This window comes from Klebsiella terrigena, assembly GCF_006539725.1.
Classification (GTDB): domain Bacteria; phylum Pseudomonadota; class Gammaproteobacteria; order Enterobacterales; family Enterobacteriaceae; genus Klebsiella; species Klebsiella terrigena.
Map to the genome: position 1 here is coordinate 1 of NZ_BJNO01000029.1, position 18,686 is coordinate 18,686.

The following is an 18,686-nucleotide window of genomic DNA, read 5'->3' on the forward strand; positions in this document are numbered from 1 at the left end:
TCAGTTTGCCATCATCACGGTGATTTTATCCGCTATTTGCTGTTCATTTGTGCGATCTCTCGCGCAAAATTAGCGACCTGCTGCCAGTCGGTATAGACCACTTCCTTACTGGTATCCGTTTCACCGCCGGTCATCTTCATAATCAGGCGGATCATTACGCGGTCGTACCAGCTATAGCGCGGATAGCGCAGCGCACCGGCAAACACCGCGCTACGCTGCGGCTGCCACGGTGAACTAAGCAGGAACTTGCGCGTATAGCTATTGGTTTGCGGAGTACGCTTCTCAGGTTTACGCGCCACGAGGTTAACCGAAAAAAACGCACCGGGCAGCGCGTTCAGCGACTGCAGGTGTTTCTTCACGAAGCGGTCAACCGCAGGATGAAAGTGGCCATAGCGAATGGATGCCCCAATCACCACGCGATCGTAGTCGTGCCATGCAACCGCATCGGCGCGGTTAAGGTTTAGGGTGTCCGCATCGACGCCCAGCTCTTTCAGCTCGGATGCCAGAAAGGAGGCAATTTCACGAGTCTGCCCATCACGGGTGGAAAATAGAATCAACGTTTTCACAAATACTCCAGCTATTCACGCCAGAAAGTGGGAGTAAACAGCACCAACAGGGTGAACACTTCCAGACGACCAAACAGCATATTAGCAATCAGGATCCATTTTGCGACCGGATTCATCGTCGCAAAGTTATCCGCCACGACCCCCAGGCCCGGCCCCAGGTTGTTTAAGGTTGCGACGACCGAAGCAAATGCGGAGAAGTCATCGACACCGGTAGCAATAATCGCCAGCATACTAATGATAAACACCAGCGCATAGGCGGAGAAGAATCCCCATACTGCTTCGAGGATGCGTTCCGGCAGCGCGCGGTTGCCCAGCTTAATGCTGTACACCGCATTCGGGTGTACCAGACGTTTCAGCTCGCGGTTCCCCTGCTTAAAGAGCAGCAGGATACGAATAACCTTCAGACCACCGCCCGTCGAACCGGCACAGCCGCCGATAAATGCCGAGCACAGCAGCAGCACCGGAAGGAACAGCGGCCAGCGTGCAATGCTATCGGTGGTGAAGCCCGCCGTCGTGGCCATTGAGACAACCTGGAAGAACGCCTGGTTCAAGGTGGTTAACGCGGAGCTATAGACATCATGCAGCCACAGCACCAGCGTACAAATCACCACCAGCGTCAGCTGTACGCCAATAAACATGCGGAATTCGGGGTCACGCCAGTACACCTTCAGGCTTCGTCCGCTGAGTAATGAAAAGTGCAGGCCGTAGTTACAGCCGGAGATCAGCAGGAAGACCGCGATAATCGAGTTAATCGTCGGACTGTCAAAGTAGCCGACGCTGGCGTCATGCGTGGAGAAGCCGCCAATAGCGATGGTCGAAAAGCTGTGACCGATGGCGTCAAACGCCGGCATCCCGGCAAACCACAGCGCCAGCGCGCAGGCGATGGTTAGCAGAACGTAGATAAGCCACAGCGTTTTTGCCGTTTCGGCAATTCGCGGGCGCATTTTGTTATCCTTCAGCGGCCCGGGCATCTCCGCCCGGTACAGCTGCATCCCACCGACGCCGAGTATCGGCAGGATCGCGACCGCCAGCACAATGATCCCCATACCGCCAAACCACTGCAGCATCTGGCGATAGAAAAGGATGGCATGGGGCAGCGAGTCGAGGCCAACCAGCGTGGTTGCGCCCGTGGTGGTGAGGCCAGAGAAGGATTCAAAAAACGCATCGGTTACCGTCAGGTTTGGCTGCTCGGCGAAGATAAACGGTAGCGCACCGACGCTGCCCAGCACGGTCCAGAAGAGGACGACAATCAAAAAGCCCTCGCGGGATTTCAACTCACCCTTTTCACGGCGGTTCGGCCACCATAATAGAGAGCCAATAGCTAAAGCGGCGAAAAAGGTCTGGGTAAACGCCCGCCCGGCACCATCACGGTATATCAGGGCCACTAATCCCGGGAGGATCATGGTCCCCGAAAATAAAATGACCAGCAGTCCAACGATTCGGGTAATCGCGCGAAAATGCATCTCTGGCGCTTCCTTTGATATGCAAAAAATCAGGTGGGGATTATTCGTCAATCTTCAGTAATTGCAACGAGCCACGGCTAAAATCAGCCAGTTTTGCTGAAAATGACGCCACTTCAGCTTGAGGAAGCGCAACACGCAGCTGGACGAACGCCTGATATTCGCTTTCGACAATGTGCCCTGCGAACTGGGCCAACAGCGCTTCAACACCGGCTAATTGCCCGTATTCACACTGCAAAGTATATGCGGTCAGCGGCGTCTTGCGCTGCGTTGTCAGCTGAGCAAGCGCCTGGTGTACGCCACCGCCATAGGCCTTCACCAGACCACCGGTACCCAGCAGAATACCGCCGTAGTAACGCACTACGACGGCAGTTATCTCACCGACACCGCTGCCCATAAGCTGTGCCAGCATCGGTTTACCTGCCGTTCCCGCCGGTTCGCCATCGTCGGAGAAACCCAGCTGTTGTGAATCATTCGGCGGCCCGGCCACCCACGCCACGCAGTGGTGGCGAGCGTCCGGGTGATCCGCTCTTACTGATTCAACAAACGCCTTTGCCGCCATTACGCCATCGGTATGCGCCAGTAGCGTAATAAACCGGCTCTTCTTAATCTCTTCGACAAAGCGCACCGGCGCGGCCGGTATCAACCAGCTGTCCATCAGGCCAGTTTCAGATCACGCGTCATATTTTCGACACTGCTTTCATGGATAACGACGTTATCTTCGATACGAATGCCGCCAAACGGTTTTAGCGCTTCAATTTTCTGCCAGTTGAAGTGCTTGCTGAACTGCCCTTCGCGCCACGGCACCAGCAGGGATTCAATAAAGTAGATACCCGGCTCTATGGTCAGCACCATACGCGGCTGGATCACGCGCGTGCAGCGCAGGTACGGATATTTAGACGGCGCCGCCAGATGTGTACCGGCATCATCCTGCATAAAGCCGGCGACATCATGCACCTGCAGGCCCAGCGGGTGGCCGATGCCGTGAGGCATAAACGGCCCGGTCAGGTCGTTTTCGACCATCGCCTCTTCGCTCATGTTGGTGACGATCTGATGTTTACGCAGCAGCTTAGCAATGCGCTGATGGAACTGGACGTGGTAATCCACGTAGCTGGTGCCGACTTTCAGCGTGCTAATCAGCGCCAGCTGCTCGTCATTAACGTCCTTAATCAGCTGGGCAAAGTCGCTATCGCCGTGCGCGGCCCAGGTACGCGTGAGATCCGCCGCATAGCCGTTATATTCCGCACCGGCATCGAGCAGGAAGCTGCGCGCTTCCGCCGGCGCTCGGTGATCCAGTTTGGTGTAGTGCAGCACGGAGGCGTGCTCATTGATCGCCACGATGTTGCTGTACGGTACATCGGTATCGCGGTGGCCGGTCGCGGTCAGATAGGCCTGGTTGATATCGAACTCGCTCATCCCGGACAGGAAGGCTTCATGCGCCGCCCGATGACCGTTGATCGCTGATTTCTGCGCTTCGCGCATGCAGGCCAGCTCGTAATCCGTTTTATAGGAGCGGTAGTAGTGCAGATAGTCGATAACCCCTTTCGGGTTGATTTTATCCGCGGCTATCTCTAACCCCAGCGCGCGCTCAGGGACCGGGCCGATATAGCCGATGTTGCCGCGCGCCGCCGGGAGCTGGCTACCGATACCATCCGCCTTCGGCAGCGCAATCACGTCTACCTCTTCGGTCCAGAATGAAGTCGGCAGCGGCTCAACGTTATGCCAGTAATCAACCGGCAGGTAGAACCACAGCTTCGGCTTATTGACGCCATCCACCAACAGCCAGCAGTTAGGAACCTGCGTGACGGGCACCCACGCTTTAAACTGCGGATTGACCTTGAACGGGTAGGGATGATCGTCAAGAAAAACGTTAACCAGCTCACCGGAGTGAATCAGTAAGGCATCGAGCTTAAAGCGAGATAAAACATCACGGGTACGTTCTTGTAGGGTAGCAATATGGTTTTTATAGAGCGCGGCTAGTGATTCCATCTATTTATCCTTTGATTTTATTAGATCGTGACTCTCCGCATCTTAGCACATCGACTTCAGGCAGGGCGATTTCCGCCGGGTGTGATCCAACCAGCATTTATTTAAAGACTTGTTTGCAATTCTTTAACATAAATCCCACACTCCGACTCATCTGGTACGACCAGATCATATTGCTGGATTCAGGAGACTGACATGCTCTACAAAGGCGACAACCTGTACCTCGACTGGCTGGAAGATGGCATTGCCGAACTGGTGTTCGATGCCCCCGGCTCGGTGAACAAGCTCGATACCGCAACCGTAGCCAGCCTCGGCCATGCGCTGGACGTGCTCGAAAAGCAAACAGATCTTAAAGGGCTGCTGCTGCGCTCTGAAAAAGCGGCCTTTATCGTCGGTGCCGATATAACCGAATTTCTCTCCCTGTTCCTGGTCCCACAGGAGCAGCTGAGCCAATGGCTGCATTTTGCCAATAGCGTTTTCAACCGCCTCGAAGATTTACCGGTGCCCACCGTTTCAGCGGTCAACGGCTATGCGCTGGGCGGCGGCTGCGAGTGCGTGCTGGCAACGGACTATCGTCTGGCTACGCCGGACCTGCGCATCGGCCTGCCGGAAACTAAGCTGGGCATCATGCCGGGCTTCGGCGGTTCAGTGCGTATGCCGCGTCTACTCGGCGCCGATAGCGCGCTGGAAATTATCGCCGCCGGCAAAGACGTCGGTGCAGATCAGGCTCTGAAAATCGGTCTCGTCGACGGCATCGTCAAGCCAGAGAAACTGCGCGACGGCGCGCTCAGCATTTTACGCCAGGCCATTAGCGGCGATCTCGACTGGCAGGCGAAGCGCCAGCCGAAGCTGGAGCCGCTGAAGCTCAGCAAAATCGAAGCGACCATGAGCTTCACCATTGCGAAAGGCATGGTTGCCCAGACCGCCGGGAAACACTATCCGGCGCCGATGACTGCCGTCAAAACCATCGAAGCTGCCGCCCGACTCGGCCGTGATGAGGCGCTGAAGCTGGAAAATCAAAGCTTCGTCCCGCTGGCGCACACCAAAGAAGCCCGCGCGCTGGTCGGCATCTTCCTCAACGATCAGTACGTCAAAGGCAAAGCGAAGAAGCTCACCAAAGACGTTGAAACCCCGAAACAGGCCGCCGTGCTGGGCGCCGGGATTATGGGCGGCGGTATCGCCTATCAGTCTGCCTGGAAAGGCGTGCCGGTCATCATGAAGGATATTAACGACAAATCGCTGACGCTCGGCATGAATGAAGCCGCCAAGCTGCTTAACAAACAGCTTGAGCGCGGCAAGATTGACGGCCTGAAGCTGGCTGGCGTCATCGGCACCATTCAGCCAACGCTGGACTACTCTGGCTTTGAGCGCGTGGACGTGGTCGTTGAAGCCGTTGTCGAAAACCCGAAAGTGAAAAAAGCGGTGCTGGCTGAGACCGAAGGCAAAGTGCGCCCGGATACGGTGCTGGCTTCCAACACCTCAACGATCCCGATCGGTGAACTGGCGGACGCTCTGCAGCGTCCGGAGAATTTCTGCGGTATGCACTTCTTTAACCCGGTGCACCGTATGCCGCTGGTTGAAGTGATTCGCGGCGAAAAAACCTCGGACGAGACGATTGCCAAAGTGGTGGCCTGGGCCAGCAAGATGGGCAAAACGCCGATCGTGGTTAACGACTGCCCCGGTTTCTTCGTCAACCGCGTGCTGTTCCCCTACTTCGCCGGCTTCAGCCAGCTGCTGCGCGATGGCGCGGACTTCCGCAAAGTCGATAAGGTCATGGAGAAGCTGTTCGGCTGGCCGATGGGCCCGGCGTACCTGCTCGACGTGGTCGGCATCGATACCGCTCACCACGCGCAGGCGGTGATGGCCGCCGGCTTCCCGCAGCGCATGCAGAAAGATTATCGCGATGCGATTGACGCCCTGTTCGACGCAACCCGCTTCGGCCAGAAAAACGGCCTTGGCTTCTGGCGCTATACCCAGGACAGCAAAGGCAAACCGAAGAAAGAAGAGGACGCGGTCGTTGACGGCCTGCTGGCGGACGTAAGCCAGCCAAAGCGCGACTTCAGCGACGAAGAAATTATCGCCCGCATGATGATTCCCATGGTCAACGAAGTGGTGCGTTGCCTGGAAGAAGGCATTATCGCCAGCCCGGCGGAAGCGGATATGGCGCTGGTTTATGGCCTCGGCTTCCCTCCATTCCACGGCGGAGCCTTCCGCTGGCTGGATACGCTGGGCAGCGCAAAATATCTCGATATGGCACAGCAGTATCAGCACCTCGGCCCGCTGTATGAGGTGCCGGAAGGTCTGCGCAGCAAAGCACGCCATAACGAACCGTATTATCCTCCGGTAGAACCAGCCCGCCCGGCGGGTGTTCTGAAAACGGCTTAAGGAGTCACAATGGAACAGGTTGTCATTGTCGATGCAATTCGTACCCCGATGGGCCGTTCAAAAGGCGGCGCGTTTCGCCACGTTCGTGCGGAAGACCTCTCCGCACACCTGATGCGTAGCCTGCTATCGCGCAATCCGGCGCTCGACGCGACCACGATTGACGATATCTACTGGGGCTGCGTACAGCAAACGCTGGAGCAGGGTTTTAACATCGCACGTAACGCTGCGCTGCTGGCGGAGATCCCGCACTCGGTACCCGCGACAACGGTTAACCGCCTGTGCGGTTCATCGATGCAGGCGCTGCACGATGCGGCGCGCATGATCATGACCGGCGATGCGAGCGTATGCCTGATTGGCGGCGTGGAGCATATGGGCCATGTCCCGATGAGCCACGGCGTCGATTTCCACCCGGGCCTTAGCCGTAACGTCGCCAAAGCGGCCGGCATGATGGGCCTGACGGCAGAAATGCTGGCGCGTCTTCACGGCATCAGCCGCGAAATGCAGGACCAGTTTGCCGCACGCTCCCACGCTCGCGCATGGGCTGCGACGCAATCCGGCGCCTTTAAAAATGAGATTGTCGCCACGGGCGGTCACGACGCCGACGGGGTACTGAAATCATTTAACTATGATGAAGTTATTCGCCCGGAAACCACCGTGGAGGCGCTGGCCGCGCTGCGGCCCGCCTTTGACCCGGTCACCGGCACCGTCACGGCAGGTACCTCTTCCGCCCTCTCCGACGGCGCTGCCGCCATGCTGCTAATGAGCGAGAGCCGCGCCCGGGAGCTGGGGCTGAAACCCCGCGCCCGCGTACGCTCAATGGCCGTTGTTGGCTGCGATCCGTCCATCATGGGCTACGGCCCGGTTCCGGCATCAAAGCTGGCGCTGAAAAAGGCCGGACTGAGCGCCAGTGATATCGACGTTTTTGAAATGAACGAAGCGTTTGCCGCGCAGATCCTGCCGTGCATAAAAGATCTGGGCCTGATGGAGCAGATCGACGAAAAGATCAACCTTAACGGCGGTGCGATCGCCCTGGGCCACCCGCTGGGCTGCTCCGGCGCGCGTATCAGTACCACGTTAATTAATCAGATGGAGCGCAAAGACGCGCAGTTTGGGCTGGCCACCATGTGCATTGGTTTAGGTCAGGGGATTGCGACGGTATTTGAGCGGGTTTGATTACAGAGTTAATCCCTGAATAATTCTTGCGGCATCGCGGCGGTAACCAGGTAAATCCCCGGCAGCATAGATAACTATGTGACCGGGGTGAACAAGGCCAGCCAACAAAGAGACCGCGCGAATTATGACGGGGAGGGGTTTAGTTGCCGTTCTTCCCGCCTGTCAGGGGCGGGTTTTTTATTTCTGCAATTCACCATCAGCCGCCCCTTCCCGCAAGAACGGGGCGCCGATAATCAGATAAACGCGAAGGCATCGCCAAACAGGCGATCTTCACGCGCCTGGCGCTCGTTACAGAACAGGTCGCGGGCAATTTTAGCCATCTCGAAGCGACCGGCGATGTAGATATCATGCTCCGCCAGAGTGCCGTAATCCTGCAGCACCGCGGTCAGCACGGTCCCGGAACGTCCGCGCCACTCCTCTTCCGGCTGTTCAACAACCGGCTCGATGCGCAGGCCAGGATGCTCAATGCTCAGCGCTTCCAGCTCAGACAGATCGTAGAGGTGCTTCGCCTCGCGGCCGCCCCAGTAGATGGCAATATCACGATTCGGATTGCGGGCCAGAGCCGTTAACAAAATGGAACGCACGTATGAAAAACCGGTTCCCCCGGCAATGAGAATGAGCGGACGATCCTCATCTTCACGCAGCCAGGCTTCGCCATGCGGGATATCAACCTCAATTTCACGCTCTTTCAGGATGCGATCCATGACCGCCATCGCATACAGGTTTAGCTCAGAAGCGCCGATATGCAGTTCAATAAACTCCTGTTCCGCTGGCGTAGAGGCCATAGAGAACGGACGCTTATCGCGCTCATCCATTACCACCATCAAATACTGGCCGGCGCGGAAAGAGAAAGCCGCTTCTGGCACTAATCGAACGCGATACACGGTATCGGTAATCGCCTCCACCGAGGTCACTTTACAGCTTAAGGTTGTCATGCGTCCCCTCTGTCGGGTCTATAGAGCAAAACAGCGGCGTTAGCCCCGCTTACTGTTATTTAAAGATAGCCAGCTCGTCCCAGATGGCGTCGACGCGCGCCGTCACCTCAGGATCTTTTTTGATTGGGCGACCCCATTCTCGCTGGGTCTCGCCTGGCCATTTGTTTGTGGCATCCAGCCCCATTTTTGAACCCAGGCCGGAAACCGGCGAGGCAAAATCCAGATAATCAATTGGCGTATTTTCTACCAGTACCGTATCACGAGCCGGGTCCATCCGGGTAGTAATCGCCCAGATCACATCGTTCCAGTCGCGCGCGTTAACGTCATCATCGCAGACAATAACGAATTTGGTGTACATAAACTGGCGCAGGAAGGACCATACGCCCATCATCACGCGTTTAGCATGTCCGGCGTACTGTTTCTTCATCGTGACGACCGCCAGGCGGTAGGAGCACCCTTCCGGCGGCAGGTAGAAATCGACAATTTCCGGGAACTGCTTTTGCAGAATCGGCACAAAGACTTCGTTTAGCGCCACGCCTAATACGGCAGGCTCGTCGGGCGGTCTTCCGGTGTAGGTCGAATGGTAAATGGCATCTTCGCGTCGGGTGATATGGGTCACCGTAAACACCGGGAAGCTGTCCACTTCATTGTAATAGCCGGTATGATCGCCATACGGCCCTTCCGGCGCCATTTCACCTGGCTCAATATACCCTTCCAGCACAATTTCAGCGCTGGCGGGCACTTCCAGATCGTTAGAAATACACTTCACGACTTCCGTTTTCGTTCCGCGCAGCAGGCCGGCGAAAGCGTACTCTGAAAGGGTATCGGGAACCGGCGTCACTGCCGCAAGGATGGTCGCCGGGTCGGCGCCAAGCGCCACGGAGACCGGGAAACGCTCTCCCGGATGCGCCGCACACCACTCCTGGAAATCCAGCGCGCCGCCGCGATGGGATAGCCAGCGCATAATCAGCTTATTTTTGCCAATCAGCTGCTGGCGATAGATGCCCAGGTTCTGCCGCTCCTTATGCGGGCCGCGGGTGACCGTCAGCCCCCACGTAATCAGCGGCGCGGCATCATCCGGCCAGCAGGTCATAATCGGGATCTGCGTCAGGTCGACGCTCTCGCCTTCGATAATTTTCTGCTGACAGGGAGCGCCGCGCAGGCGCTTAGTCGGCATGTTCAGTACCTGCTTGAACTGCGGCAGCTTATCGAAGAGATCGCGAAAGCCTTTTGGCGGCTCAGGTTCTTTGAGGAAAGCTAACAGCTTGCCCACTTCCCGCAGCGAGCTAACGTCTTCCTGCCCCATGCCCATCGCCACGCGCTTAGGCGTGCCAAACAGATTACACAGCACCGGCATGGTGTAACCTTTAGGATTTTCAAATAGCAGAGCCGGGCCGCCGGCACGTAAAGTGCGATCGGCAATTTCGGTGATTTCCAGATGAGGATCGACCGGCAGGGATATCCTTTTCAGTTCCCCCTGCTGCTCCAGTAATGTCAGAAAGTCGCGTAGATCGTGGTATTTCATGGAGTTGTTATTGACCTCTATACAGGCGGCTGATTATACGGTGTTCGCCGGTGCCATGCTGTACTTTTGTTAAATTAGCGTGAAAGAATATAGAATTTTAGTTTTCACTTATAATGGCTTTCGCGATCGCTCCAGGCTTTTGTTATGCTTGCTACTAATCGAGTGGAAAGAGTTATTATGCAAGCCTGGTATTTACTGTATTGCAAGCGTGGGCAGCTTCAGCGCGCCCAGGAACATCTCGAACGGCAGGCGGTCAATTGCCTGATGCCGACGATCGCACTGGAAAAAATCGTCCGCGGTAAACGCACTACGGTCAGCGAACCCCTGTTCCCTAACTATCTGTTTATCGAATTCGATCCGGAAGTTATCCATACCACGACCATTAGCGCTACGCGCGGCGTGAACAGCTTCGTTCGCTTTGGCGCCCAGCCGGCTACCGTACCGTCGGCGGTTATCCATCAGCTCTCTATCTATAAACCGGAAGGCATTACGGATCCGGAAACGCCGCATGGCGGCGATAGCGTGCTGATTACCGACGGCGCGTTCGAAGGCCTGCAGGCAATCTTCAGCGAGCCGGATGGCGAAACTCGCTCTATGCTGCTGCTGAACCTGCTTAACAAGCAGGTGCTGCAGAGCGTCAAAAATACCGATTTCCATAAAATCTGACGGCGCGGTTAAAAGCGAACGCCAAAGAGCGTTCTGGCGTTGGCGTCCGTCACCTCCTCCAGCCGCTGAGCCTCCTCGCCGCGCCAGCCCGCAACTCGGGTCAGAATGTGCGGCAGGTGCACGGGCTCATTGCGCCGGGAATTGGGTTTAGGGCTCAGGTCTCGCGGCAGCAGATAGGGCGCATCGGTCTCAATCAGCAGGCGATCGGCCGGGATTTCCGTCAGCAGATTGCGCAGCTCGAGGCCGCGACGCTCGTCGCATACCCAGCCGGTGATCCCGATATACAAACCTCTCTCCAGACACGCGCGTACTTCATCACGACTGCCGGTAAAGCAGTGCAGCACGGCTCCGGGCAGCTTATCCAGCCACGGCGCGAGCAGCGTCAGAAAGCGCTCGTGGGCGTCGCGGCAGTGCAAAAATACCGGCAGAGAAAGCTCGGCCGCCAGCGCCAGCTGGGCGCTAAACGCCGCTTCCTGCTCCGCCGGAGTCGAAAAGTTGCGGTTGAAATCGAGGCCGCATTCACCGATTGCCACCACTTCCGGCCTGCGTGCCAGCTCGCCGATCGCCACCGCGACCGACTCCGTCCAGCTGCTGCTGTCATGCGGGTGCACGCCTGCGGTTGACCAGCAGCGGGAATAGCGCCGCGCCATCTGCTGCGCCTGTTCGCTTTCATGAAGATTGGTACCGGTCAGCAGCATGCCGGTCACGCCGGCTGCCTGAGCGCGGGCAACGACCTCATCACGATCGCGAGAAAACTGTGAACTGGTCAGATTTACGCCAATATCAAACATCGCCCCTCCCATATGACAACCGCCCTGACGGGCGGTTAGTTACTCTTCTTTACTGCCCGCCTCTTCGGCGGCGGCATCTTCATCGCGCGTCAGGCGTTTTCCGGTGTAGAAGCGGGCGAAGAAGACCCCAACTTCAAACAGGCAGTACATCGGAATCGCCAGCAGCGTTTGCGAGAATACGTCCGGCGGCGTCAGCAGCATACCCACAACGAAGGCGCCGACCAGCACATAGGGCCGTTTCTTGCGCAGATCGTCCGGCGTGGTGACGCCCATCCAGCACAGCAGCACGATGGCCACCGGCACTTCAAACGAGACGCCAAAAGCGATAAATAACGCCATGACGAAGTCGAGATAGCTGCGGATATCGGTGGAGACCTGCACGCCTTCCGGCGCCGCGTGCGTCAGGAAGCCAAACGCCAGCGGGAACACCACAAAGTAGGCGAAGGCCATACCGATGTAGAACAGCAGCGTGCTGGAGATCAGCAGCGGCATCACCAGCCGGCGTTCATGCTTATACAAGGCCGGCGCCACAAACGCCCAGACCTGATAAAGAATGACCGGCACCGACAAAATGACCGAGACCATAAATGTCAGCTTGATCGGCGTAAAGAAAGGAGAGGCTACGTCCGTGGCGATCATCGTCGCGCCAACCGGCATCTGCCGGATAAGCGGGGCCGAAACCAGCTGATAGATGTCGTTGGCAAAGTAAACCAACGCCAGAAAAATCACCAGAATCGCGAGAATGCTGTTGATCAGACGCTTACGCAGCTCAATCAGATGCGAAATTAGCGGTTGAGTATCGTCTACGCCCATGTTTACGGTTTATCACTCGATGCGGGGGAGGAATCGGTAGCTTTTACGGCAGCCTTTTCTTTGGCTTCAGGAAGCTCACTCGACGGCGTCAGCGGCTCATCGACAGCGCTGGCTGGCGCATGAACCGGTGCGCTGGCCTGGTGTTCAGCCGTCGCTGGCGTGATGTCCTGGCGCTGTTCTTCGCTGCCTTTCACCACCGGGTTATGGATAGTGTTCGCTTCGTCGCTGGCTTTCTCAGGATCGTGCGCGGAATAGGAGCGTTTCATGGATTCGGCGGCTTCACGCAGCTCGTCCATTGAGGCCTTCAGCTCAGGCGTCAGGTTATCCAGGCTCGCCTTTTCGACTTTCTTCAGGCTTTCCTGAAACTCCTGCAGTTTTAGTTCCTGAGTGATCTCATTTTGCACGGTGGCCGCCAGCGACCGCAGCGTGCGGATCCAGCTAGCCACCGTTTTTACCGCTACAGGCAGTCGCTGTGGCCCCAGTACGATGAGGCCAATCACAAACACCAGCAGTAGTTCACTAAAACCGATATCGAACACGAATTACACCTGCTCTTTGTCGTGGCGTTTTGTCTCGTCTTTTTTCGCATCATCCTGCTTGTCAGCGATAGATTTCGCCGCAAAATCCGCGTCCGGAGTTCCGTTTTCAGGCTTTTCATCATCACTCATCGCCTTTTTAAAGCCTTTGATTGATGCGCCTAAATCCGACCCCAGCGAGCTCAGCTTTTTTGTCCCAAAAAGCAGAACGACGATGACGACAACAATTAATAACTGCCAGATACTGATACCACCCATACACATTCCCCTATGACAGATGATGAATTAATGGGACGCATTATACACGTCATCCTGCGGGCTGCCTCTTCGTCAGGCCGCTCGCATGACTTCGCGCAAGAACGAATGCGCCGTGATGGAGGCCATACCGCTTAGCGCGTTTTCCGCCAGCCAATCAGCCAGGTCACAACGCCACCGGCCATTAGCCAGCCGGGCATCAGGCCCCACTCCGGCCGGTGGATAAATAACAGCGTACCGCTGAGTAACAAAACGGCGCCTATACCAAACAGATAACGGGACTCTCCCTGGCGAGCGTGTCGCACCTGGATGTCGCGGACAATCGTATCAACGCTGTGCTGCAGCTGTTTGCTCTGCTGCAGGCTCTGGTACACCAGTTCCGGTATCTCCGGCATTCTTTCAATCCAGAACGGCGCTTTTTCTTTAAACGCGCGTACCAGCGCCGGAATGCCGACCTGATCTTTAATCCACGACTCAAGGAAAGGCTTCGCCGTTTTCCACAAGTCTAACTGAGGATAGAGCTGGCGACCTACCCCTTCTACGTAAAGTAATGTCTTCTGTAGCAATACCAGCTGCGGCTGCACTTCCATATTGAAGCGTCGGGCGGTATTGAACAGGTTCAGCAGTACATGCCCAAAGGAGATTTCAGCCAGCGGCTTTTCGAAGATAGGTTCGCAGACGGTGCGGATGGCAAACTCGAACTCTTCAACGTTTGTATCCGCAGGCACCCAGCCGGAATCGACGTGCAGCTCGGCAACTTTGCGATAGTCACGGTTGAAGAAGGCGATGAAGTTTTCCGCCAGATAGCGCTTATCTTCTTTATTCAGCGAGCCCACGATACCGCAGTCAATGCCGATATATTTCGGGTTCTCCGGATGCTCATAGCTGACAAAAATATTGCCCGGGTGCATGTCCGCATGGAAGAAGCTGTCGCGGAATACCTGGGTGAAAAAGACCTGCACGCCCCGCTCTGCGAGCAGCTGCATGTTGGTGCCCTGAGCTTCCAGCGCCTCGACATCGGAAACCGGGATGCCGTAAATCCGCTCCATCACCATCATGCCTTCGCTACAGTAATCGGAGTAAACCTCCGGAACGTAGAGCATCGGGCTATCTTCAAAATTGCGCCGCAGCTGGATGGCGTTTGCCGATTCGCGCAGCAGGTTGAGCTCGTCGAGCAGCGTCTTTTCATACTCGCGCACCACTTCCTGCGGGCGCAGGCGGCGGCCGTCGGGCAGCAGGCGAGGTACCCAGCGCGCCAGGCGATAGATAAGCTTCATATCCGCTTTGATAACCGGCACGATGTCCGGGCGGATAACCTTAATCACAATCTCTTTGCCGTTCTCTTTCAGGCGCGCGGTATGCACCTGAGCAATCGAGGCGGAGGCCAGCGGCTCAATCGAGAAATCATCAAACCAGGCATCAACCGAAAGGCCGCCCATCGCCTGCTCGATCTGCTTTTTAGCCAGCTGGCCATCAAACGGCGCCACGCGATCCTGCAGGAGCGCGAGCTGATCGGCAATTTGCGGAGGAAAGAGGTCGCGACGGGTTGACAGCATCTGGCCAAATTTGATCCACACGGGCCCCAGCTCCTGCAGCGCAAGGCGTAAGCGCTCGCCGAGAGGTTTGTCTTTGTGACGATTTGGCATCCAGAACAGCGTACGCCGCCAGATACGCAGCGGCAGCGTGATACGCATTTTGGGGATCAGCTCATCGAGCCCGTAGCTCAAAAAGGTGCGGATAATAAGATACAGGCGCCGTAATTCTCCTGGCGTCATTTGCCCTCCAGCATTTCCAGCCGTTTTTCAAGCGCAGCCACGGCGCGTTCCACGGCGGCGGTCTCTTCCCCAAACCAGGCCATTTCCAGCGGGCCCGGCGCCAGACGCCACTCTTCGGTGAGCGCCTCAGCAACATACCGCTGCTGGCGCTGCGCGCCGTGCAGCAGGAAGCGAGCGCCGGTGCGGAATACTTTGCTGACGCCCTCGGCGACAATATCGCCGGTATACGGGGCCAGCAGCTCAGCGGGATCAAACTCCGCCAGATCGCACAGCGTCACCATATTCTGCACCACCTGCAGATCGCCCTGCACCTGCAGGTCACCGCTGCGGATAAGCGCGGTAAGCTGCTGACGATTGCGCAGCTGCGGCAGGACGCTCAGGCGGGTGATGACGGTACAGTCTGCTTCGCCTTCCCACGCGCCGAGCACATCGATCTGGCGCTCGCTAAAGGCCAGAACCACCGGCGTCGCCAGCTCCTGCAGCTCCACGCGCAGCACTTTCCCTGACAGACGCTGACGCGCCGGTTTTAAGGCTTTATCACGCCAGAGAAAGGTATTCAGAACCGTCTCAATACCCGCAGTTACCAGTGGTTTGAAAGGCATAGCGTCCCCCCTGTCAGAACTTATAACCGCGGTGTAACGCCACGATACCTGCCGTCAGGTTGTAGTAGTCGACGCTTTCAAAGCCCGCATCCTGCATCATGCCCTTCAGGGTGTCCTGATCGGGGTGCATGCGAATAGATTCCGCCAGATAGCGATAGCTTTCGCCGTCGCTGGCTACCAGTTCGCCCACGCGCGGCAGGATATGGAAGGAGTAGGCGTCGTACGCTTTGCTCAGCGGTTCAATAATCGGTTTTGAAAACTCCAGCACCAGCAGGCGTCCGCCCGGCTTCAGAACCCGGTACATAGAGCGCAGCGCTTTTTCTTTATCGGTGACGTTACGCAGGCCGAATGAAATAGTAATGCAGTCAAAGGTGTTATCGGCAAACGGCAGCGCTTCGGCATTGGCCTGAACGTACTCAACGTTGCCGACGATGCCGACGTTGCGCAGCTTTTCGCGGCCCATTTTCAGCATTGAATCGTTAATATCGGCGAGCATGACGCGGCCAGATTCACCGACCAGGCGGGAGAATTTTGCCGTCAGGTCGCCGGTGCCGCCGGCCAGATCCAGCACGGTCTGCCCGCGACGCACGCCGCTACAATCGATGGTGAAACGCTTCCACAAACGATGAATACCAAACGACATCAAATCGTTCATCACATCATATTTCGCGGCCACAGAATGGAATACATGCGCAACCATGTCCGCCTTCTGCTCTTTGGCAACCGTCTGAAAGCCAAAGTGCGTCGTTTCTTGTGAATCCTCAACCATCTCAATGCCTGCTTGCTTATCAAGAAAATGTTCGCCGAGTGTAACAGATTTAGCGCATTTCCCATACGGTTCAACGCGGCTGAGAACCCTCGCCCGCCATCGATGCGGCGGAAGGTTCGGATGAAAAACCGTTACTTTCCGATGGGTTATCATCGTCGTCCAGCCGGTATTCGTCGTCCTGGGCGGTTGCCTGTTCGACTAAGTCCGGATTAATCCCGCGCTTAACCTCCACCCCGAGGCCGCGAAAGGCTTCAGCCTGCACCAGCAGGTTGCCGCGACCGGAGGCCAGCTTTTTCATCGCCTGGCGGTAATTATCCTGCGCTTTGTCGAGGCTCTGGCCTATTGCGGACATGTCATCGACGAACAGCCGCATCTTGTCGTACAGGCGGCCCGCGCGTTCGGCAATTTTCTGCGCATTGCGGCTCTGATGCTCATAGCGCCAGAGGTTGGCTATCGTGCGTAACGCAACCAGCAGCGTGGTGGGGCTGACCAGCATAATATTGTGCTGCAGCGCTTCGCTGATAAGCTCTGGCTGGCGGTCTATCGCCAGCAGAAATGCGGGCTCAACGGGGATAAACATCAGGACATAGTCGAGCGATCGCAGCCCCGGCAGCTGCTGATAGTCTTTCCTGCCAAGCAGGCGGATATGGCTGCGCACCGAGGCAATGTGCTCCTGCAGCGCCGCCTCGCGGGCGTAATCATCTTCAGCGTTGAAGTAACGCTCATAGGCCACCAGCGTCATTTTGGCATCAATGACCACGTCTTTTCCCTGCGGCAAACGGACGATCACGTCCGGCTGCATCCGCGAGCGGTTTTCCGTTTCAATGCTGACCTGGGTCTGGTATTCGTAGCCTTCCCGCAGCCCGGAAGCCTCCAGCACGCGGGTTAAAACCACTTCCCCCCAGTTGCCCTGCGTTTTGTTATCGCCCTTAAGCGCGCGGGTCAGGTTCAGGGCTTCCTGCGCCATCCGGGTATTCAGCTGCTGCAGATTGCGGATTTCATGGGCCAGCGTGTGGCGCTCTCGCGCCTCCTGGCCGAAGCTGTCCTGTACCTGGCGACGAAAGCCGTCCAGCTGTTCACGCAGCGGCGTCAGCAGGCCGTGCAGGCTTTGTCGATTCTGCTCATCAACCCGGCGGTTGCTGTGCTCGAAAATGCGGTTCGCCAGATTTTCAAACTGCTCGCTGAGGCGCTGTTCGCTGTTCACCATCTGGCGAACTTTCTCTTCCGCATTTAGCCGGGTGGATTCGAGGCGGGTGGTGACTTCACGGAGGTCAGCCTCCAGCGAGCTATTGATATCGCGCAGGCTGCGCAGCTCATTATTCAGCAGCTCGCACTCATCGCGCCAGTGGGCCGCCTGCACCAGCTGCTGGCGGGCCGAGCTCAGCTCAATATCCAGCTCGCGCCGCTCTTCGATGAGGTCGGCACGCGTTTGATCGGCAGCGGCCTTCGTCGCCAGCCAGCCGACGACCAGCCCTACGACCAGCGCCGCGATGGCACTTATAATAATTGAGATATCCACAACGCCCCCTGCTACTGCAACCGCCTACGGCACAAAAATAGAATTGTGCTGTACAAACGTCCAGTTTAAAAGGAATTTCCTGCGAGGCGCAGCGCAAAAAAGAGAGGCCGGGCGAGCCGGCCTTCACGATAAGGGGAGGAACTACAGCAGACGGCGGGCCGCTTCAACGACAATTTTCACCGCATGGCTTTCGGTTTGCTTCATGGTTTCGGCGTTAGGAATTTCCTGCTGGGTACGGTTAACGATAACCCCGGCAACCATCCCGGCACGCAGGCCCTGGCTGGAGCACATGGTCAGCAGCGTGGCGGATTCCATTTCGTAGTTCATGACGCCCATCGCCTGCCACTCTGCCATCGAGCCTTTAAAACGGCTCACCACGCGACCGGAAACGGTGTCATAGCGCTCCTGGCCCGGATAGAAGGTGTCGGAAGAGGCGGTCACGCCAATATGGGTCGTTGCGCCGATTGATTTAGCCGCTTCCACCAGCGCGGTGGTGCAGGCAAAGTCAGCGACGGCCGGATATTCCATTGGCGCAAAGTGCAGGCTCGCGCCGTCAAGGCGCACGGATGCCGTGGTCACCAGCACGTCGCCAACGTTGATATTCGGCTGGATGGCGCCAGTGGTGCCGATACGCAGGAAGGTATTGATTCCCAGCTGAGCCAGTTCTTCAACGGCAATCGACGTCGACGGGCCGCCGATACCGGTAGAGCATACGATCACCGGCTTGCCGTCAAGCTCGGCGCGCCAGGAGGTAAATTCGCGGTGCGATGCCAGCTTGACCGGCTTATCCATCAGCGCGGCGATCTTTTCCACACGCTCCGGATCGCCAGGGACGATAGCCAGCGTAGCCCCTTGTAAATCGTTTTTGGTGAGGCCGAGATGAAAAACATCAGACTTAGACATAAAAAACTCCTCTGTGGGTCGAATTAT

The 18,686-nt window shown here is 57.1% G+C and carries 18 protein-coding genes; 3 read left to right on the forward strand and 15 right to left on the reverse strand.

All coding sequences use genetic code 11. The features are described 5' to 3' along the window. Positions 1-32: 32 nt before the first annotated feature. From hemG to pepQ, 4 genes are read right to left on the reverse strand one after another with little or no spacing between them, the layout of a single operon-like run. Positions 33-566 carry a menaquinone-dependent protoporphyrinogen IX dehydrogenase gene (hemG, locus tag RTE01_RS23400; RefSeq protein WP_041143532.1) on the reverse strand — a complete coding sequence of 178 codons (534 nt, stop codon included), beginning with the start codon at positions 564-566 and terminating at the stop codon, positions 33-35. An 11-nt stretch (positions 567-577) separates the two neighbouring features. Beyond that, positions 578-2,029 (reverse strand): Trk system potassium transporter TrkH, encoded by a 1,452-nt coding sequence (gene trkH, locus RTE01_RS23405; protein ID WP_041143531.1) that lies wholly within the window; start codon positions 2,027-2,029, stop codon positions 578-580. A 40-nt stretch (positions 2,030-2,069) separates the two neighbouring features. Then, entirely contained in the window at positions 2,070-2,684 is a 615-nt protein-coding gene (locus RTE01_RS23410; protein ID WP_041143530.1) for an IMPACT family protein, read from the reverse strand. Beyond that, positions 2,684-4,015, reverse strand: coding sequence for a Xaa-Pro dipeptidase (gene pepQ, locus RTE01_RS23415; protein WP_134528366.1), 1,332 nt, complete (start codon positions 4,013-4,015; stop codon positions 2,684-2,686). The genes RTE01_RS23410 and pepQ overlap by 1 nt, the downstream gene beginning before the upstream one ends. A gap of 192 nt (positions 4,016-4,207) precedes the next feature. On the opposite strand from pepQ, the gene fadB reads away from it, so the two are divergent. Beyond that, positions 4,208-6,397: a fatty acid oxidation complex subunit alpha FadB gene (gene fadB / locus RTE01_RS23420; protein ID WP_141335404.1), complete on the forward strand. Its 2,190-nt coding sequence runs from the start codon at positions 4,208-4,210 to the stop codon at positions 6,395-6,397. 9 nt (positions 6,398-6,406) lie between these two features. Then, positions 6,407-7,570, forward strand: a complete 1,164-nt coding sequence (fadA, locus tag RTE01_RS23425; RefSeq protein ID WP_041143527.1) for an acetyl-CoA C-acyltransferase FadA — start codon at positions 6,407-6,409, stop codon at positions 7,568-7,570. Between the two features lie 233 nt (positions 7,571-7,803). Here fadA and fre read toward each other — a convergent pair whose 3' ends face one another. Both fre and ubiD read right to left on the reverse strand, forming a co-directional pair. Continuing rightward, entirely contained in the window at positions 7,804-8,505 is a 702-nt protein-coding gene (gene fre, locus RTE01_RS23430; RefSeq protein WP_041143526.1) for an NAD(P)H-flavin reductase, read from the reverse strand. A 55-nt stretch (positions 8,506-8,560) separates the two neighbouring features. Further along, positions 8,561-10,030, reverse strand: a complete 1,470-nt coding sequence (gene ubiD / locus RTE01_RS23435) for a 4-hydroxy-3-polyprenylbenzoate decarboxylase (RefSeq protein WP_041143525.1) — start codon at positions 10,028-10,030, stop codon at positions 8,561-8,563. 177 nt (positions 10,031-10,207) lie between these two features. Between ubiD and rfaH the strand changes: the two genes are divergently transcribed. Next, on the forward strand, positions 10,208-10,696 hold the full coding sequence (rfaH, locus tag RTE01_RS23440) for a transcription/translation regulatory transformer protein RfaH (RefSeq protein ID WP_041143524.1): 489 nt from the start codon (positions 10,208-10,210) through the stop codon (positions 10,694-10,696). Between the two features lie 8 nt (positions 10,697-10,704). Here rfaH and tatD read toward each other — a convergent pair whose 3' ends face one another. From tatD to udp, 9 genes are all read right to left on the reverse strand, one after another. Further along, positions 10,705-11,499, reverse strand: a complete 795-nt coding sequence (gene tatD / locus RTE01_RS23445) for a 3'-5' ssDNA/RNA exonuclease TatD (protein WP_166793764.1) — start codon at positions 11,497-11,499, stop codon at positions 10,705-10,707. A gap of 27 nt (positions 11,500-11,526) precedes the next feature. Then, positions 11,527-12,300, reverse strand: a complete 774-nt coding sequence (gene tatC, locus RTE01_RS23450) for a Sec-independent protein translocase subunit TatC (protein ID WP_134528360.1) — start codon at positions 12,298-12,300, stop codon at positions 11,527-11,529. Positions 12,301-12,302: 2 nt separating this feature from the next. After that, positions 12,303-12,839 carry a Sec-independent protein translocase protein TatB gene (tatB, locus tag RTE01_RS23455; protein ID WP_041143521.1) on the reverse strand — a complete coding sequence of 179 codons (537 nt, stop codon included), beginning with the start codon at positions 12,837-12,839 and terminating at the stop codon, positions 12,303-12,305. A gap of 3 nt (positions 12,840-12,842) precedes the next feature. Continuing rightward, positions 12,843-13,094, reverse strand: a complete 252-nt coding sequence (gene tatA / locus RTE01_RS23460; RefSeq protein ID WP_041143520.1) for a Sec-independent protein translocase subunit TatA — start codon at positions 13,092-13,094, stop codon at positions 12,843-12,845. Between the two features lie 131 nt (positions 13,095-13,225). Beyond that, complete coding sequence (gene ubiB, locus RTE01_RS23465) at positions 13,226-14,866, reverse strand: ubiquinone biosynthesis regulatory protein kinase UbiB (RefSeq protein ID WP_115193808.1); 1,641 nt, start codon at positions 14,864-14,866, stop codon at positions 13,226-13,228. Continuing rightward, positions 14,863-15,468, reverse strand: a complete 606-nt coding sequence (gene ubiJ / locus RTE01_RS23470) for a ubiquinone biosynthesis protein UbiJ (protein WP_041143518.1) — start codon at positions 15,466-15,468, stop codon at positions 14,863-14,865. The genes ubiB and ubiJ overlap by 4 nt, the downstream gene beginning before the upstream one ends. 13 nt (positions 15,469-15,481) lie before the next feature. Continuing rightward, positions 15,482-16,237 (reverse strand): bifunctional demethylmenaquinone methyltransferase/2-methoxy-6-polyprenyl-1,4-benzoquinol methylase UbiE, encoded by a 756-nt coding sequence (gene ubiE, locus RTE01_RS23475; RefSeq protein WP_041143517.1) that lies wholly within the window; start codon positions 16,235-16,237, stop codon positions 15,482-15,484. 70 nt (positions 16,238-16,307) lie between these two features. Beyond that, positions 16,308-17,756, reverse strand: a complete 1,449-nt coding sequence (gene rmuC, locus RTE01_RS23480) for a DNA recombination protein RmuC (RefSeq protein ID WP_134528357.1) — start codon at positions 17,754-17,756, stop codon at positions 16,308-16,310. Positions 17,757-17,897: 141 nt separating this feature from the next. Beyond that, the gene (gene udp / locus RTE01_RS23485; protein ID WP_041143515.1) at positions 17,898-18,659 is read right to left on the reverse strand and encodes a uridine phosphorylase; all 762 of its coding nucleotides are present in this window, start codon (positions 18,657-18,659) and stop codon (positions 17,898-17,900) included. Positions 18,660-18,686 lie beyond the last annotated feature (27 nt).

What these genes read in the sequence shown, in the direction of transcription:
- pepQ (WP_134528366.1), bottom strand. Translation starts at nt 4,015, where the DNA reads ATGGAATCACTAGCCGCGCTCTATAAAAACCATATTGCTACCCTACAA.
- tatC (WP_134528360.1), bottom strand. Translation starts at nt 12,300, where the DNA reads ATGGGCGTAGACGATACTCAACCGCTAATTTCGCATCTGATTGAGCTG.
- ubiD (WP_041143525.1), bottom strand. Translation starts at nt 10,030, where the DNA reads ATGAAATACCACGATCTACGCGACTTTCTGACATTACTGGAGCAGCAG.
- tatD (WP_166793764.1), bottom strand. Translation starts at nt 11,499, where the DNA reads ATGGGAGGGGCGATGTTTGATATTGGCGTAAATCTGACCAGTTCACAG.
- fadB (WP_141335404.1), top strand. Translation starts at nt 4,208, where the DNA reads ATGCTCTACAAAGGCGACAACCTGTACCTCGACTGGCTGGAAGATGGC.
- fre (WP_041143526.1), bottom strand. Translation starts at nt 8,505, where the DNA reads ATGACAACCTTAAGCTGTAAAGTGACCTCGGTGGAGGCGATTACCGAT.
- fadA (WP_041143527.1), top strand. Translation starts at nt 6,407, where the DNA reads ATGGAACAGGTTGTCATTGTCGATGCAATTCGTACCCCGATGGGCCGT.
- ubiE (WP_041143517.1), bottom strand. Translation starts at nt 16,237, where the DNA reads ATGGTTGAGGATTCACAAGAAACGACGCACTTTGGCTTTCAGACGGTT.
- ubiJ (WP_041143518.1), bottom strand. Translation starts at nt 15,468, where the DNA reads ATGCCTTTCAAACCACTGGTAACTGCGGGTATTGAGACGGTTCTGAAT.
- udp (WP_041143515.1), bottom strand. Translation starts at nt 18,659, where the DNA reads ATGTCTAAGTCTGATGTTTTTCATCTCGGCCTCACCAAAAACGATTTA.
- RTE01_RS23410 (WP_041143530.1), bottom strand. Translation starts at nt 2,684, where the DNA reads ATGGACAGCTGGTTGATACCGGCCGCGCCGGTGCGCTTTGTCGAAGAG.
- rfaH (WP_041143524.1), top strand. Translation starts at nt 10,208, where the DNA reads ATGCAAGCCTGGTATTTACTGTATTGCAAGCGTGGGCAGCTTCAGCGC.
- tatA (WP_041143520.1), bottom strand. Translation starts at nt 13,094, where the DNA reads ATGGGTGGTATCAGTATCTGGCAGTTATTAATTGTTGTCGTCATCGTC.
- trkH (WP_041143531.1), bottom strand. Translation starts at nt 2,029, where the DNA reads ATGCATTTTCGCGCGATTACCCGAATCGTTGGACTGCTGGTCATTTTA.
- ubiB (WP_115193808.1), bottom strand. Translation starts at nt 14,866, where the DNA reads ATGACGCCAGGAGAATTACGGCGCCTGTATCTTATTATCCGCACCTTT.